Genomic DNA, 14,285 nt, shown 5'->3' with positions numbered 1-14,285 from the left:
CCGGTTGGAGGTCACGGTGGCGAAGGAGCGACAGGGCTACGAGCGCGAGCGCGTCCATCTCACGGCGCAAACCGTGGCTAGGGCGATGCGGATGATCGACGAAGGCCAGGTCCCCGGCCGCGGCATCGAGTTCGCGGACACGGCCAAGGACGCCGCCGGCCTGACGCTCCGGGTTACGAGGGCGAGCGCGACTTGGTACCTGCGCCACCGCCGGGGCACGATCCGGCTCGGGGGCGTCGACGTGCTGGACCTGCAGGCCGCCCGGATCGCCGCCGCACGAGCGCGTCTGGACTTCGCCGCCGGGTTTGACCCCAAGTTCGACGCAGGGATCTTCGAGCGGTCACTCGGCGAAGGCACGGCCCTACCGAAGGCGGTCGAGCTGGCTTATCCGCCGAGTGAGCATTTGCCACCCGAAACACCTCAGGAAGAACGCCGCCGCAAGGGGCCGTGGCAGTGGCGGGATCTCGTCGACCTCTATCTCGAAGCGCATCTTCCGACGCTAAGGGAGAGCTGGCAGCCGCAGTACGAACGGTCCCTGCGCCTGCCCGAGTTCGATGAAATCGCCAAGACGCCAGTGAGCAGCCTAACCCTGGCAAGGCTCGAGAAAATTAGGGACGCCCTTGTGCGGAACCAGGCGCCGAGCACGGCGTCCCGGGCGATGTCGAACGCCCGCGCGGCGCTCGACTGGGGCCACAGTGATCACTCGGGCCTCTGCGGCTGGACTGAGCAAGACGTCCCCTGGTGGTCTAATCGGGCCAAGGTCCGGTACAAGGCGGACACGCGCGAGCATACGCCTACGGTGACAGAGCTCGTCCGCACGATCCTTGTCGCGGAGCACTGCAGGGCGCTCGGCGGCACGGACCAGGAGACAACACCGGGGACGATCGCGGCGCTGTGGGCCGTGGTCCTGACCGCACAGCGGACCGGTGCCCTCGGGTGTACCCGGCGGGATGGCATCATCGACGTGCCCGACCACCCCGGTTGGCTCGCCTGGACTTGGACCGGCGAGGAAATGAAGGGCGGTACGTCGGCGGCGCGCCCACACGGCCTGCCCATTCCGCCCGAGGCGCTTGAGGTACTCGCCCGGTTCGAGCGGGAGAACGAGACGAACTGGCTATTCCCCAGCCGAGCGAGCGGCAAGCACGTCACGTCGGACGGCCTCAATCAGATGTTCTACCGGCTGCAAGGTAAGGCGAAGAAGGGCAAAAAGGGCGCCGTCACCGCCCGCAAGAGGGACTGGCTGAAGCTCGTCGGGGTCCGGCATTGGACCCCGCACGATGCCCGCCGGACGCTCTCCTCCTACCTGGCCGACGAGGAACTTGGCGGCGCCGGCAGCGCGATCCTGGCGCACAGCACCGGCAAGAAGGACGATGAAGACGCGAGGGTCGAAGACATCACGCGAAGGGTCTACGCGAGGGCTCAGAGGTTCCCGCTCAAGGCCCGGGGCATGAATGTGTGGGTCCGGCACGTGCTCGATACGTACGAGCGCGAGCGGCCGATCGTCGAGCGGATGCTGCGATCTGCCCCCCCGGTCGATCCGCCCGAGCCCACACCGGATCCCGAGCCTGTCGTGCGTGGGCCAGGCCGGCCACGGAAGCCGAAGGCAGAGAAGAAGATCCGGCGGTGAGGCCCCCTCCCCTTCAGCTATGTCCGCTTACCGGACAGACCCTGGCCTTGCGGCGCCCCCTCCGCAGGGGCATCATCTTGGCATAGGGGACCGGCTCCGGCCGGTCAGCCTCCCGCATCCCCTTGAGGGCTCCCATCGATCGCACCGGCCGCCGCGCCGGGCAGGAGCCTTCTCATGCGGGAAATCCCACTCAGCCAGGCCGAGACCCTCATCCGCGATGCGCTGCCCCGCGCCACGGACGAGGAGGTAGCGTTCCTCGTCAGCCGGTTCGCAGGGCGGTCGTTTCACATCGACCACGCAGAACTTTTCCGGCCCTTTACCGACAGGGAAACGCCACAAAACCGCGTCCGCCGGATCCAGAGGGCTATCGGCTGTATCGTGACCGGACGCTTTAATGGTTGGGATATCGGCCCGGTGAGCCTGACGGTCACGCGGATCGTCGAGGCGGCCGTCGCGCGGGCCTGACCTCAGCACCCGCCCGAGCTTGCCCCGGGTCCCGGCCGGCGCGATCCTGCGGGCATGCCCGATCCCGACGAGCCCACATACCCGCCCGAGACCGCCCGCGTCCTTGATGGGCTGGCCCCGCCCCGGCGGCCGGCCGGGCACGTCGAGGACGTCCCTGATCCGGCGTGGCTCGCCCTCCCGCCGGAGGAGCGGGCCGCCATTCTGGAAGCCGAGGCGGCCAAGGGCGCGGGGACCCGGGCCTTCGAGGAGCGCGTCGCGCGCATGCGGGCCTCGGGCAGCTACGTCGACCTATCGAGGGACGTGGAGCCCCCGCCCGTGCGTAAGGCCGCCACGGAGGACGTGGTCGCCACCGTGCGCCTGCGCGCCGACGGCGGCTTGGTCGTCTCCGCGCCGGGGGCGCCCCCGACCCGCATCGTCGCCGTCCGGGCCAAGCGGTCCCGCGCCGCGGCGCAGCGGGTCGCGGAACTCATCGAGGAAGCCTTGCAGGCGAGGGAGCGCCGGGAGCGGGACGGAGAGGGCTAGGGTTTAAACCGGATCATCTTGGCCTTGCGAAGGGCCGCTGAGGGTGGGAAGCACCGGTTTGCCGAATGGATGCCGAGCGGCCGGATTGCGCCATTTCCAGACCTTCGCCACTGGCTGTTCGAATGGTCGCTCGCCGTCCGACAGCGGACTTCAGAGGGCCGTGATTGCTTAGCAGGTGCCCGAGCATATTAGGGGGTATATTTTGGGCTGTTCCTGGGCGAGCGGCTGGCCGCCCCGAACTGGCTCGGCATCGCGCTCATCGCCGCCGGCGCCGTGCTGGTCGCCTACCGGGCGTGAGGATGGCCCCCCGAAACGGAAGGGGGCGATCCGACGACCGCCCCCTCGGCACCGTTACTGCACGGCTTGGACCTGGACCGTCGCGCCGGTCTCGCCGGGCTTGCCCTCGACGATCACGAGGATGCGCCGCGCCGCGGCGTTCGGGTTCTGCGTCACCTGGCGGATCGGTCCGACTGCGTTGACGATGGCGGCGCCCGCAGGGTTCGTCATGAAGGCGGCGAGCGGCTCCAGCGTTCCGGTGCCCTTCGGGTCGGTGGAGAGAGCGAGCAGGTAGGGTCTCTTCGGCGTTAGCCCGGTGACCGCGGCCTGCAGCGTCTGCAGCACGCCCTGGTCGAACAGCGTCACCTGCGTCGCCGGCTTGCCGTCCGGCCCGTCGAGGGTCAGCCGGCTTGACTGGCCGGCCGCGCCGAGGGGCTGCAGGTTCGGGGCGCCCGCACCCTCCGGGACCGCCTCGGGCAGGTAGGCGACGCCCTGCGGGCCCTGGCCGATCGGGATCGTCGCGGCGACGGCGTTGGTGCCGGTGTCGATTACCGCGACCGCATCGGCATTCTCCAGGCCGACATAGACCCGCGACCCGTCGCCCGAGGGCCAGAGGCCGTGCGGGAGCGCGCCGGTCGGGATCGTCGCGACCTGCGAGAAGTCGTCGGTGCGGAACACCTTGACCTGGTTGAGCCCGCCCACCGTCACGTAGGCGAACTGGCCGGCCCTGGTGCGGGCGATGTTGACGTGATTGGTGATCGGCCCCGTCTCGAGGGTCTTGAGCGGCTTGAACGGCGGCGAGGCCTCGAAGACCTGGACCCGGCCGACATCCTTCAGGGTGAACCAGACCTGGCTGCCGTCGGGCGTCGCCGCGATGTCGGGGCAGAACGGGCTCTCCTGCTTGATCCGCCCGACGATCTGCCGGCTCTTGACCTCGATCGCGACCGTCTCGGGGCTGAAGCTGGAGCAGACGTAGCCGTACCGGCCGTCGGGCGAGAAGATCGTCATGCCGGGCCCGTTCGGCACCGTGATCCGGCCCGTCTCCTTGCCCGTCGCCGCGTCGAGGATCGCCACGTAATCCTCTCCGCGCACGCTGACCCAGACCTCGCGCCCGTCCGGCGTGAAGAACGCCTCGTGCGGCGAGCGGCCGACATAGGTCGTGTGCCGCACGGTATTGGTGGCGGTGTCGATGAAGCTGACCGAGTTCGAGCCGATCGAGACCGCGAGCAGGGTCTTGCGATCGGGCGAGAAACCCATGCCGTGCACGAGGAGCTGGCCGCGATAGAGCGGGCTCAGGTTCGCGGGCGTGGTGTCGCCGAGGCGGATGACGCCGAGGAGCGTGTTGGCGGCGGGGTCGATCACCGAGACCGTGTTGGAGAACTGGTCCGAGGTATAGAAGCGGTCGCGGGGGCCGACCGGCACGTCGGGCGCCGAGGCGGGGCCAGGCGCCTGGCCCGCGAGCGCGGTTCCGCCGAGAAGGGCGAGCACGAGGGCCGCCGGAATGAGGTGTCGCATCGGATGTCGTCTCGCTGGGTGTGTGGGTCGGCCGGCTCAGTGATGGTGCGGGGCCGGAGCTTTCGGCGTGGCGGAAGCGGCGGGAGGGCGCTCGGCGAGCGCGCGCCGCATGACCTCGATCTCCTGGGCCTGCTCGACGATGATGCCCTGGGCGAGCCGGCGCAGGACGGGGTCGCGCCCATAGGCGAGTTCGGCTTTCGCCATATCGATCGCGCCCTGGTGGTGCGGGATCATCATGGCGGCGAAGTCCCGGTCCGGATCGCCGGAGGGCGGCACGGCCATGTCGGCGTGCATCCGGGTCATCGACTGGGCCATCAGCGCGTCGAAGCCGTCCGGGGCGCTCTCGGCATGCCCGGTCCGCATCATCATCATGCCGCCGCCCGCCAGGCCGCCGGCCATCAGGGTGGCGATCAGGATCGCCGTTGGTGCGCCGCGCATCGTCTCTCCCGGTTCTCGAAGGTCACGCCGGGAGAGATGCCGGGGAGCGGCGGATATTCCCCGACCGGGCGAAACGCACCGATCACGGCTGCGTGATGCGATTTTCCGACCGGACGGGGGAATACCGCGGCCTCATCCGGCATCTTTCGTCGCGAGCCGCGGCATCCATCCGCCACCGCCCGCCCCGAAGAGCGCCCTTGTGGAGAACGCCTTGGACGACCTCGCCGCCCTGATCGAGCCGCAGATCCCGGCGTTGCGGCGCTACGCCGTCGCGCTCCTGCGCGAGCGCGAGGCGGCCGACGACCTCGTCCAGGACGCCCTCGAACGCGCGATCCGGGCCTGGCCGCAGCGCCGCCGGGACGGCGACCTGCGCGCCTGGCTGTTCGCGATCCTGCGCAACCGCTACCTCGAAGGGGGGCGCGGCCGCCGCGGCGTCGAGGTCGGCCCGGAGCTGCTCGACGACGTCGCGGATGCCTCCGCCGATCCCGGGGCCGCCCTCGGCGTCCGGGACGTGCTCGACGGGCTCGCCGGCCTGCCCGAGGATCAACGCTCGGTCCTGCTCCTCGTCGCGGTCGAGGACATGTCCTATGCCGAGGCCGCCGCGGTGCTCGCCGTGCCGATCGGCACGGTGATGTCGCGCTTGAGCCGGGCGCGGGGCCGGATGCGCGCTTTCCTGGACCTCGCACCGACCGTCGTCACCGGACACCTGCGGAGGGTGAAATGACCGCGTCCGACCCCCGGCCCGTCGGCGAGGACGATCTTCACGCCTTCGTGGACGGCCAGCTCGATCCCGGCCGCCGCGCCACCGTCGAGGCCTGGCTCGCCGAGCACCCGGACGCGGCGGCCCGGGTCGCCGCCGACGGGCAGGCCCGCGCCCGCCTGCGCGCCCGCCTCGCCCCGATCGCCGACGAGCCGATCCCGGCCCGGCTGCGGGTCGCCCATCTGGCGCGCCCGCGTCCCGCCCGAAGCAGCCGCTGGCTGCCGGGCGCCGCGGCGGCGATGGTCTGCCTCGCCTTCGGCGGGGCGGTGGGTTGGGTCGGGCGCGGGGCGGTACCGCCCGCGGCGGCGCCGGTCGAGCCGATGACGCAGGCGGCGGTTTCGGCCTTTCGCACCTACGTGGTCGAGGCCGTCCATCCGGTCGAGGTCCGCGCCGACGGGACGCCGCATCTGGAGCAGTGGCTCTCGCGGCGCGTCGGCCGGCCGGTCAGGGCGCCGGATTTGCAGTCCCAAGGGTTCCGCCTGATGGGCGGGCGCCTGCTGCCGGCCGGCGACGAGCCGGCGGCGATGCTGATGTATGACGACGACCGCGGCACCCGCCTGACGCTCTACAGCCGCGCCGGCGCGGCCGGGGGACGCGGCGTCTTCCGCTACGCCCGCGAGGGCGACGTCGCCGCTTTCTCGTGGATCGATGCCGGGATGGCCTACGTGGTGACCGCGCGCACGGACGAAGCGCGGCTGCTGCGGGTCGCCGAGGCGGTCGACGCCCAGGCGAGCGGACGAGAAAGCGGGCCGCGGTGACGCCGGGCCAAGCTCGGTCGAGAAGATGGGCAGGGGGAGCGAGCATGACGGAACGCGTGCCGGGGCCGTCCGGACGGCCATGACCCTCGACCAGCTGCGCATCTTCGTGGCGGTGGCCGAGCGCCAGCACGTCACCCGGGCCGCCGAGGCGCTCAACCTCGTCCAGTCGGCGGTCAGCGCGGCCATCGCCGCCCTGGAGGGCCGGCACGCCGTCAAGCTGTTCCACCGGGTCGGGCGGGGCATCGAGCTGACCGAGGCCGGCCGCCTGTTCCTCGCGGAGGCACGCGCGGTGCTCGCCCGCGCCGAGGCGGCCGAGCAGGTGCTCGCCGACCTGAGCGGCCTGCGCCGCGGCACCCTCGCCATCCGCGCGAGCCAGACCATCGCCGGTCATTGGCTGCCTCGCCACCTCGTCGCGTTCCGGGCGGCCTATCCGGACATCATCCTGCGGCTCGGCATCGGCAATACCGCGCAGGCAGCCGAAGCGGTCCGCTCGGGAATGGCGGAGCTCGGCTTCGTGGAGGGCGCCGTCGAGGATGACGGCCTCGCGAGCCTTCCGGTCGCGGAGGATCGGCTCGTCCTCGTGGTCCGCCCCGGGCACGAACTGGCCGGCTGCTCGCAGCCGGGCCCCTCGGACCTCGCCGCAATCGCCTGGGTGCTGCGCGAACCCGGATCCGGGACGCGCTCGGCTCTCGAATCCGCCGTCGCGGCCGCCGGCCTCGCACCCGACGCGCTCACCGTGGCGCTGGAACTGCCCTCGAACGAGGCGGTGCTCGCCGCCGTCGCGGCGGGGGCCGGCGCGAGCGTCCTGTCGGAGGCGGTGGTCGCCCCCTCCCTGCGGAACGGGACACTCGTCGCCGTGCCGCTCGGTCTGCCGGCACGCACCTTCCGGGTCCTACGCCACAAGGAGCGATACCGCAGCCGGGCCGCGGATGCCCTGCTCGACCTGATCCGGGGGGCCGAGCCGTGAGCAACGTCGAACCCGACGATCCGCGCGTGCGGCTGGCAGAAGACCGGACGGTGCTCGCCGCGGAACGCACCTACGCCGCGTGGCTGCGCACCGGGCTCGCGTTCCTGAGCGTCGGTTTGGCCGCGCAACGCTTCCTGTCGGAGGTGCTGCCCGGCTGGCCGCTGCGGATCATGGCCCTGGCGCTCGTCGCCTGCGCATTCGGATGTTTTTGTGCGGCGGCCTGGCGCGATCACGCCGTGAGGCGGTCCCTCGCGTCGGCACCGATGCGGATGATGCCCCGCGCCCTGACCCTCGGCATCGCGCTCCTGCTCTCCGCCGTCGCGAGCCTCGCGGCCGTGACGCTGTGGCAGGTCTGAGTACCTCCCGGCGCTCACTCCACGGTCACGCGCACGCGGTGCCACGCGGCGCTGAGGTAGCCCTTGTAGTTCCAGGTGTCGTCCGGCAGCGCAGGCTGGGTCTGCCCGGCCTCGTCCCAGGCGCGCACCGCCAACTCATGCTCGCCCGGGGGAAGATCGAGGTCGATCGTCCAGAACGTCCAGGCGAAGCGCGCCCGCGCATCATGCTCGAGCGCCGCCTGCGCCCAGGTCCGCCCGCCATTGCCGGAGACGTCGACGCGGACGACGGTGCGGTCGCCCGACACCGCGTAGCCGCGGATTGTGTTCGCCCCGGCCGCCAGCCGTGCCCCGCGTGCGGGCTCGCAGATCGCCGCGTTCAGCGGCATCGTGTTGATGGTGTGACCCTGGGCGGGGTCGGCCGTCTCCGCCGTTACGTCCGACGGGAACAGCTTGTAGTCCTCGGCCTGGATCGGGTTGTCCGACGGGTGGTCCTGCACCGTGATGCGCTTTAGCCATTTCGGGCTGCGCACCCCGGCGAAGCCCGGCACGACGACGCGCAGCGGGAAGCCGTGCTCCGGCAGCAGCGGCGCGCCGTTCATCGCGAAGGCCAGCAGGGTCTCGGGCGCGAGCGCCTTGGCCAGCGGAATCGAGGCTCCGTAGGGCCGACCCTCGACGAGGTCGTGGCTCTCGAAGGCGACGTGCAGGTCTGCACTCTCGGCGATCCCGGCCTCGCGCAGCACGTCGCCCAAGCGGACACCGGTCCAGTCGGCCGTGCCGATCGCGCCGCCGTCCCACGGGTCACCGGAGACCGGCGCCACCGCCCGCATGTCCGCGCGGCGGTTGCCCGCGCACTGCATCGTCGCCGTGACGGTGGCCTCGGCATAGCGCGACCGCATGTCGTCCAGCGACAACTCCAGCGCCGTCGGGATCGCGCCATCGAGGCGGAGGCGGTAGCCGTCCGCATCGATCTCCGGCAGGTCGCCGTGCGAGCGCACGTAGAAGTCGTCGGCTGCCGTACGATAGTAGGCGCGCAGCCGCGCGAGGGGCGGCTCGGCATTGTACGGCGCCTCCCCGTGGACGATCAGGCGCGCCTTGCGCTCGGCCAAGCTCGACATGCGGGTCTCCGGGCTGATGGATCGCGGGACAACGTGCCGGGACCGGATCGGTCCCGGCGTGCTTCCCCGGCTTTGCCGTCGCGACGGCGGGCCGGGCACGTCGCCGTCAGGGCTGCGGCTTCATTGCCGCGAGGTAGTCGACGATGGCCTTCACGTCGGCCTCGTCGATCGGTGCCTTGTAGACGTGGACCATCTTGTTGACGGTCTCGGTCCACTGCGCCTTCGACAACTTGGGCTGGGTCAGCACCATTCCGGCCGAATGGCAGGCAAGGCAGTTGTTGTTGGCGGCCTCCGCCCCGGGGCCCTCCGGGAAGAAGCGGTCGGAGGTGGGCAGCTCGACCTGCTGCGAGGTGAAGCGCATCGGCTCGGCCGCCTCGGCGGCGAATGTCGGGGCGGAGGCCAGCGCGAGCGCGGCGAGCAAGAACGCGGTGCGGGATGTGACCATGGCTCTCTCCCTCAGGCGACGTGAAGCGACACGGTCTCGACGCCGTTCTGCATGAACCCGGCCCCGTTCCAGACCCGCTCCATCGGCTGGGCCAGCCCGTTCGTGTTGGTGCAGCGGACCTTGATCGCGTGGGTGCCGGCCGCGAGAGCCGGCAGGTCGCCCTCGAACCGCCGGAAGCTGTAGGGGCCCTCGTCGGCTCCGAGCTTGCCCAAGGACCACGTCGCGCCACCGTCGGCGGAGATCTCCACCGTCCTGACCCCGCAATCGCCCCCGAAGGCGATGCCGCGGACCGCCACCGGCGAACCGGCCGTCGCCTGTGCGCCGTCGCGCAGGTTGGTGACAAAGGAGCGCGGGACCATGCGGTTGATCGGCACCGTCTTGAACCCGGTCTGACCGGGCTTGATGTTTGCCCCCGGCACGTCCGGGATGCGGTAGGCGGTCTTCATCCAGTACTGGTCGTCGGGCTTGTCCAGCACCTCGATGTCGGACAGCATCTTGACCCAGTAGGTCGAGTACCAGCCCGGCACCACCAGGCGCAGCGGGAAGCCGTTGAGCAGCGGCAGCTGCTCGCCGTTCATCGCGTAGGCCAGCATGACCTCGCCGTCGCGGGCATGGTCGAGGTCGAGCGACTTCTTGAAGTCGGGCGCTTCGTCCACGACCGGTTCATCGAGGCCGCTGAAGCGGACCTGCACGGCCCCGGCCTTCACCCCGGCACGGTCGAGCACGTCTTTCAGGCGCACGCCCGTCCAGCGCGCGTTGCCCATCGAGCCGTTGGCCCACTGCGCCCCCGGCACCCGCGGCTCGAACAGGCCGCGGGAATTCCCCGAGCATTGGTTGACGGCGGCGATCTCGAAGCGCGGCAGCCGGGCGAGCTCGTCGAGCGACAGCGACAGCTCCCGGTCGACATGGCCACGCACCGTCAGCCGATAGGCGTTCGCGTCGACCTCGGTGGGGATCGAGGCCCAGTGCCAGCGCACGTAGAAGCGGTCATTGGGGGTGAATACGCCCTGGTCGAACACCTCGAACGGAGTCTCCAGGAGCGGCGGGCGCGTCCGCTGCAGGATCATCGGCCCCTTGCCGGGGAAGGCTGTGGTCAGGTCGCGCAGGTCGGGGCCGCCGGGCAGCGGGAGCTTGATCGTGCCCGCAGCCCAGGCCGGCAGCGCGGCCGCGAGGCCGCCGAGGCCGAGACCGGCAAGCATCGCGCGGCGGGGAATGGCAGGATGGCTCAAGGGTGTTCCTCCGGGTCCGGGCCGAGCGTCTCGCGCTCTCCCTTGGGTGATGGAAAGTATCTTCCATGAGACAGGGCTTCCAACGGAAAGTCCTGCTCGTTCCGATCGATTGGAGAGATCGTTTCCCTCCGGCGCGCCGGGAAACGGTCGTCCGAGGACGCTCGGTCAGGCGATGCCGAGGATATGGATCAGGCAGAGGCTGACCGCGGTGAGGGCGAGCAGGGAGGCGACCACCGCCAGCGTGACCCGCAGCCCCGCGCCGGCGACGCTGCGCACGTCGACCCCGAGCCCGAGCGCGGCCATCGACACGATGGTGAGCACGTTGGCGGTCGCGGCGATCGGCGGCAGGGCGGCTTGCGGGATCAGACCGCCCGAGCGCAGGCCGGCCATCGCCAGGAACGCCAGGATGAACCACGGCACGAGGCGGTGGATCGCGACGCGGCCGGGCTTCGGACGCTCTCCCGCAGTGACGTGCGGGGCCAGCTCGTCCGTCTCCTCGCGCAGCCGGCTCGCGCCGAGGGAGAGCGCCAGCACCACCGGGCCGAGCATCAGCACCCGGACCAGCTTGACCAGGGTACCGACCTGGACGCTCAGCGCCGCCACCGGCGCCGTCGCGGCGAGCACCTGCGGCACGGCGTAGACGGTGAGGCCGGCGAGCACGCCGTACTGCATCGGCGACAGGCCGAGGAGCGGCACGAGCAAGGGCAGGCCGAGCACGACCAGCACCCCGAGCACCGCCGTGAAGGCGATGGAGGAGGCGACGTCCTCGCCGTCCGCACCGATCACCGGGGCGGTCGCGGCGATCGCCGAGTTGCCGCAGATCGAGTTGCCGCAGGCGACGAGGATCGCGAGCCGGGGGTGCAGACCTAGGGCGCGGCCGATGCCGTAGCTCGCCGCGATCGCCGCCATCACCACCACGGCGATGCCGACGAGAAGGCCGGGTCCGGCCGCCAGCAGGGTTGCGAGGCTGAGCGAAGCGCCGAGCAGGACGACGGCGACTTCGAGGACCGTCTTGGCGCCGAAGGCGATGCCGGGGAAGAAGCGCGCGCCCGGGTTCCACGCGGTGCGGAGGGCTGTGCCGAGCACGATCGCGAGCACCAAAGCCTCAAGCCAGGCGCGGCCGAACAGGTGCTCCTCGGCCGATTCGAGCGCGAGGGCGGCGCCGGTCACCGCGAGGCACAGGAGGAGGCCGGGCAGGATGCGGCGCAGGGGGGCGAGGAGGGATGCGATGAGGGTCGCGGTGATCATAACGGTCTCGCGGGGTCGCTTGGATCTGTTCCCACCGTGCCGATCCGCGAGCATTCGATCCAACAGAACGTTGCGATAATTTTGTTCGTCATTGTCGATGATTGCGACTGTGCCGATGACGATGCCGGTCGTCGGATGGACAGGTTCGCCGGCCCTTGAAACTCCGAGCCCATGACCAAACTTGCCGGTGAACGGTCACGCCCGGCAGACGGGCATGATCCTGCGACCGGAGCAGGTGCGAGCCAGCCTCATGATCCTCGATCGGCCGATCGTGCGCCTGCTGGCGGCGGTGATCCTCGTGATCCTCGCCTCCCTCGTGCCGTCGGCAGGCCAGGCCCATGAGGGACACGCGCAGCACGCCGGCAACGGGCCCGCGACGCACATGCGGACCGCCTCGGTGGCAGCGGTTCCGGCCGTGAATCCTGCCGGGCATGTCGCCCGGGGCGAGCCTCCGGCCTACCTGGAGACCGCGCTCCGGATCACTGCTGTCGGGCCTGTCCGGGACGATGGTTGCTGCCCCGGCCCCTGCCGGGTCCGCTGCTGTGGAACGATGGCCTGCTGTGCCGCCGGCATTCTGCCCGGCCCGCCCGCCCTGGCGCCGATCCCGTTCCGGGCCGTCAGGCTGGTCCCGCGCGATGCTCCCGTTCGCACCGGCGCCGGACCCGAAGCCCTGCCCAGGCCTCCCCGAGCCCGCGCGTGAGATGAGGCGCGCCTGAAGGCGCGCAACGCCCGAGTTGTGCCCGCATCGACGGTGCACCTCCGGCCCTACCGGCACGGGGAGATCCCGTGGCTGCCGATCCCGCCTCTCGCCGCCCTGGGTGCGGCCGACCCGCCTCCTAGGCGAAGTCCGCGCACGCCCCGGCCTCACCCGGGGCCGTCCCGGGCGGCCGTTCGATTTGATTCCCATTCGAAACAGAGACCGATCCATGACCTCCCCTCGCACCTTCGCCGCCATCGTCCTCATCTCGGCCGGCCTCGCCGGTCCCGCCCTCGCGCAGGCGTCGCACGACCATCGCTCCATGCCCGGGCACGGGATGGGCAAGACGAAGCCGGACCCGAAGGACACCGTCTCTACCGTCGCGTTCAAGGCCGCCGACGCGGCGATGATGAAGGAGATGGACGTCGCCTATACGGGCGACCCGGACGTCGACTTCCGCACGCACATGATCCCGCACCACAGGGGTGCTGTCGCCATGGCGAAGGTCGCGCTGACGCACGCCAAAGACCCCGAGACCCGGGCGATGGCGCAGACGATCATCGACGATCAGGAAAAGGAGATCGCCGACATGGAGGCGTGGCTGAAGCGGCACGGCCGGTAGGCACCGCACGGGCCGGGCTCATCCCGGTCCGCTTCCCCCGATATCGACAGACTGCTTGAGGAAATTCGCATGCCAGCCACCGCCCAGAAGGCCGTCCTCTACCGCATGGTGATGGAGAAGCACCTCTGCCCGTATGGGCTGAAGGCCAAGGACCTGCTCGAACGCCAGGGTTTCGCGGTTGAGGATCACTGGCTCACCACGCGCGAGGAGACCGACCGCTTCAAGGCCGAGCACGACGTCAAGTCGACACCCCAGACCTTCATCGACGGCGCGCGCGTCGGGGGGTACGACGACCTGCGCCGTCGCTTCGGCACAACGGCGAACGACCCAAACGCGACGACCTACACGCCGGTCGTTGCGGTGTTCTCCATGACGGCGCTGATGGCGCTGGCGGCCAGCTACGCCGTCACCGGCACGCCGTTCACGATGCGCGCGGCCGAGTGGTTCATCGCCTTCAGCATGTGTGTGCTCGCCCTCCTCAAGCTGCAGGACGTCGAGAGCTTCTCGTCGATGTTTCTGGGCTACGACCTGCTCGGCCAACGCTGGGTCCGCTACGCCTACGCCTATCCGTTCCTGGAAGGCCTCGCCGGCATCCTCATGGTCGCGGGAGCCCTGAACTGGCTGTCGATCCCAGTTGCCTTGTTCATCGGGACGATCGGGGCCGTCTCGGTGTTCAAGGCGGTCTATGTCGACAAGCGCGAGATCAAGTGCGCCTGCGTCGGCGGGTCAAGCAAGGTGCCGCTCGGCTTCGTGTCGCTGACCGAGAACCTGATGATGGTCGCCATGTCGGTCTGGATGCTGGCGATGCACGCATGAGCGCCGCGGCCGGCCGACGTCGCACATCAGGCGGCATCCAGTCTGCCCGGGTTCGGACGGGGCAGAGATCTGCTTTGAGTCCAAGGCCCAAGCACCCCCGGGACCGTGCCGGTCCGGGCCCGTTGCACTGTTTGCTCGACGCGTCGAGCGGCTCTCGAAGCGGCGAAGCTGCTCGGCTCTAGAAACGACCGTGCGGGCATCGGAGAACCCGATGCCCGCACGGTCACGCGCCTCGAACCTCGATGCTACGCCGCCCGGCGGGCGTGCCCCTTGCCGCGGCGCGACACGCCGAGGCCCTTGCGGGCATCGCACTTGAGGCCGTGGCTGTGCCAACCCTCCGCGGGGGCCTGCTGCCAGCCATGATGGCAGCCATGCGCCGCGGCAGGGCCGATCCAAAGAGCCGTCAGCAATCCGATCGAGACAGCGAGGGTGCGCATGCGAAAATCCTTA

General features: G+C 70.8%; 17 protein-coding genes and 1 pseudogene. 11 read left to right on the top strand and 7 right to left on the bottom strand.

Going from position 1 to position 14,285, the window contains the following annotated elements:
• Positions 1 to 16 precede the first annotated feature (16 nt).
• The 4 genes and pseudogenes from AC3AOF_RS29795 to AC3AOF_RS29780 form a co-directional block, all read left to right on the top strand.
• Complete coding sequence (locus tag AC3AOF_RS29795) at positions 17 to 1,627, top strand: tyrosine-type recombinase/integrase (RefSeq protein ID WP_488347315.1); 1,611 nt, start codon at positions 17 to 19, stop codon at positions 1,625 to 1,627.
• A gap of 174 nt (positions 1,628 to 1,801) precedes the next feature.
• Complete coding sequence (locus AC3AOF_RS29790; RefSeq protein WP_488347314.1) at positions 1,802 to 2,092, top strand: hypothetical protein; 291 nt, start codon at positions 1,802 to 1,804, stop codon at positions 2,090 to 2,092.
• Positions 2,093 to 2,146: 54 nt separating this feature from the next.
• A complete protein-coding gene (locus AC3AOF_RS29785) occupies positions 2,147 to 2,614 on the top strand; it encodes a hypothetical protein (protein ID WP_488347313.1) in 468 nt (155 codons plus the stop codon).
• Positions 2,615 to 2,809: 195 nt separating this feature from the next.
• Positions 2,810 to 2,911 (top strand): annotated as a pseudogene (locus AC3AOF_RS29780) (EamA family transporter); the annotation flags it as partial.
• A gap of 54 nt (positions 2,912 to 2,965) precedes the next feature.
• Here the strand turns inward: AC3AOF_RS29780 and AC3AOF_RS29775 are convergent.
• Together AC3AOF_RS29775 and copM (AC3AOF_RS29770) are read right to left on the bottom strand one after the other, a co-directional pair.
• On the bottom strand, positions 2,966 to 4,405 hold the full coding sequence (locus AC3AOF_RS29775) for a YncE family protein (RefSeq protein ID WP_091744786.1): 1,440 nt from the start codon (positions 4,403 to 4,405) through the stop codon (positions 2,966 to 2,968).
• A gap of 36 nt (positions 4,406 to 4,441) precedes the next feature.
• Positions 4,442 to 4,843 carry a CopM family metallochaperone gene (gene copM / locus AC3AOF_RS29770; protein WP_048427048.1) on the bottom strand — a complete coding sequence of 134 codons (402 nt, stop codon included), beginning with the start codon at positions 4,841 to 4,843 and terminating at the stop codon, positions 4,442 to 4,444.
• Positions 4,844 to 5,054: 211 nt separating this feature from the next.
• Between copM (AC3AOF_RS29770) and AC3AOF_RS29765 the strand changes: the two genes are divergently transcribed.
• The 4 genes from AC3AOF_RS29765 (at position 5,055) to AC3AOF_RS29750 (ending at position 7,684) form a co-directional block, all read left to right on the top strand.
• Positions 5,055 to 5,567, top strand: a complete 513-nt coding sequence (locus AC3AOF_RS29765) for a sigma-70 family RNA polymerase sigma factor (protein WP_048427049.1) — start codon at positions 5,055 to 5,057, stop codon at positions 5,565 to 5,567.
• The gene (locus AC3AOF_RS29760; RefSeq protein WP_048427050.1) at positions 5,564 to 6,361 is read left to right on the top strand and encodes an anti-sigma factor family protein; all 798 of its coding nucleotides are present in this window, start codon (positions 5,564 to 5,566) and stop codon (positions 6,359 to 6,361) included. The genes AC3AOF_RS29765 and AC3AOF_RS29760 overlap by 4 nt, the downstream gene beginning before the upstream one ends.
• 79 nt (positions 6,362 to 6,440) lie before the next feature.
• Positions 6,441 to 7,328 carry a LysR family transcriptional regulator gene (locus tag AC3AOF_RS29755; protein ID WP_091744788.1) on the top strand — a complete coding sequence of 296 codons (888 nt, stop codon included), beginning with the start codon at positions 6,441 to 6,443 and terminating at the stop codon, positions 7,326 to 7,328.
• Positions 7,325 to 7,684: a YidH family protein gene (locus AC3AOF_RS29750; RefSeq protein WP_091744790.1), complete on the top strand. Its 360-nt coding sequence runs from the start codon at positions 7,325 to 7,327 to the stop codon at positions 7,682 to 7,684. The genes AC3AOF_RS29755 and AC3AOF_RS29750 overlap by 4 nt, the downstream gene beginning before the upstream one ends.
• A 14-nt stretch (positions 7,685 to 7,698) precedes the next feature.
• Here the strand turns inward: AC3AOF_RS29750 and AC3AOF_RS29745 are convergent, their stop codons facing one another.
• From AC3AOF_RS29745 to AC3AOF_RS29730, 4 genes are all read right to left on the bottom strand, one after another.
• On the bottom strand, positions 7,699 to 8,778 hold the full coding sequence (locus AC3AOF_RS29745; protein WP_091744794.1) for a molybdopterin-dependent oxidoreductase: 1,080 nt from the start codon (positions 8,776 to 8,778) through the stop codon (positions 7,699 to 7,701).
• Positions 8,779 to 8,884: 106 nt separating this feature from the next.
• Entirely contained in the window at positions 8,885 to 9,223 is a 339-nt protein-coding gene (locus tag AC3AOF_RS29740; protein ID WP_058617457.1) for a c-type cytochrome, read from the bottom strand.
• 11 nt (positions 9,224 to 9,234) lie between these two features.
• Complete coding sequence (locus AC3AOF_RS29735; RefSeq protein WP_091744797.1) at positions 9,235 to 10,422, bottom strand: molybdopterin-dependent oxidoreductase; 1,188 nt, start codon at positions 10,420 to 10,422, stop codon at positions 9,235 to 9,237.
• A gap of 195 nt (positions 10,423 to 10,617) precedes the next feature.
• Positions 10,618 to 11,700 carry a YeiH family protein gene (locus AC3AOF_RS29730; protein ID WP_091744799.1) on the bottom strand — a complete coding sequence of 361 codons (1,083 nt, stop codon included), beginning with the start codon at positions 11,698 to 11,700 and terminating at the stop codon, positions 10,618 to 10,620.
• 214 nt (positions 11,701 to 11,914) lie between these two features.
• Between AC3AOF_RS29730 and AC3AOF_RS29725 the strand changes: the two genes are divergently transcribed.
• From AC3AOF_RS29725 to AC3AOF_RS29715, 3 genes are all read left to right on the top strand, one after another.
• A complete protein-coding gene (locus tag AC3AOF_RS29725) occupies positions 11,915 to 12,400 on the top strand; it encodes a hypothetical protein (protein ID WP_244538223.1) in 486 nt (161 codons plus the stop codon).
• 226 nt (positions 12,401 to 12,626) lie between these two features.
• Positions 12,627 to 13,019 carry a CopM family metallochaperone gene (gene copM / locus AC3AOF_RS29720; RefSeq protein ID WP_091744802.1) on the top strand — a complete coding sequence of 131 codons (393 nt, stop codon included), beginning with the start codon at positions 12,627 to 12,629 and terminating at the stop codon, positions 13,017 to 13,019.
• 69 nt (positions 13,020 to 13,088) lie between these two features.
• Positions 13,089 to 13,835: a MauE/DoxX family redox-associated membrane protein gene (locus AC3AOF_RS29715; RefSeq protein WP_091744804.1), complete on the top strand. Its 747-nt coding sequence runs from the start codon at positions 13,089 to 13,091 to the stop codon at positions 13,833 to 13,835.
• A gap of 245 nt (positions 13,836 to 14,080) precedes the next feature.
• Here AC3AOF_RS29715 and AC3AOF_RS29710 read toward each other — a convergent pair whose 3' ends face one another.
• Positions 14,081 to 14,272, bottom strand: coding sequence for a hypothetical protein (locus AC3AOF_RS29710; protein WP_048427058.1), 192 nt, complete (start codon positions 14,270 to 14,272; stop codon positions 14,081 to 14,083).
• Between the last annotated feature and the right edge of the window lie 13 nt (positions 14,273 to 14,285).

Source organism: Methylobacterium sp. 142-1Y, assembly GCF_057747795.1.
The sequence above is the reverse complement of the archived record's forward strand: the minus strand, read 5'-3'. Positions and strand labels throughout refer to the sequence as shown.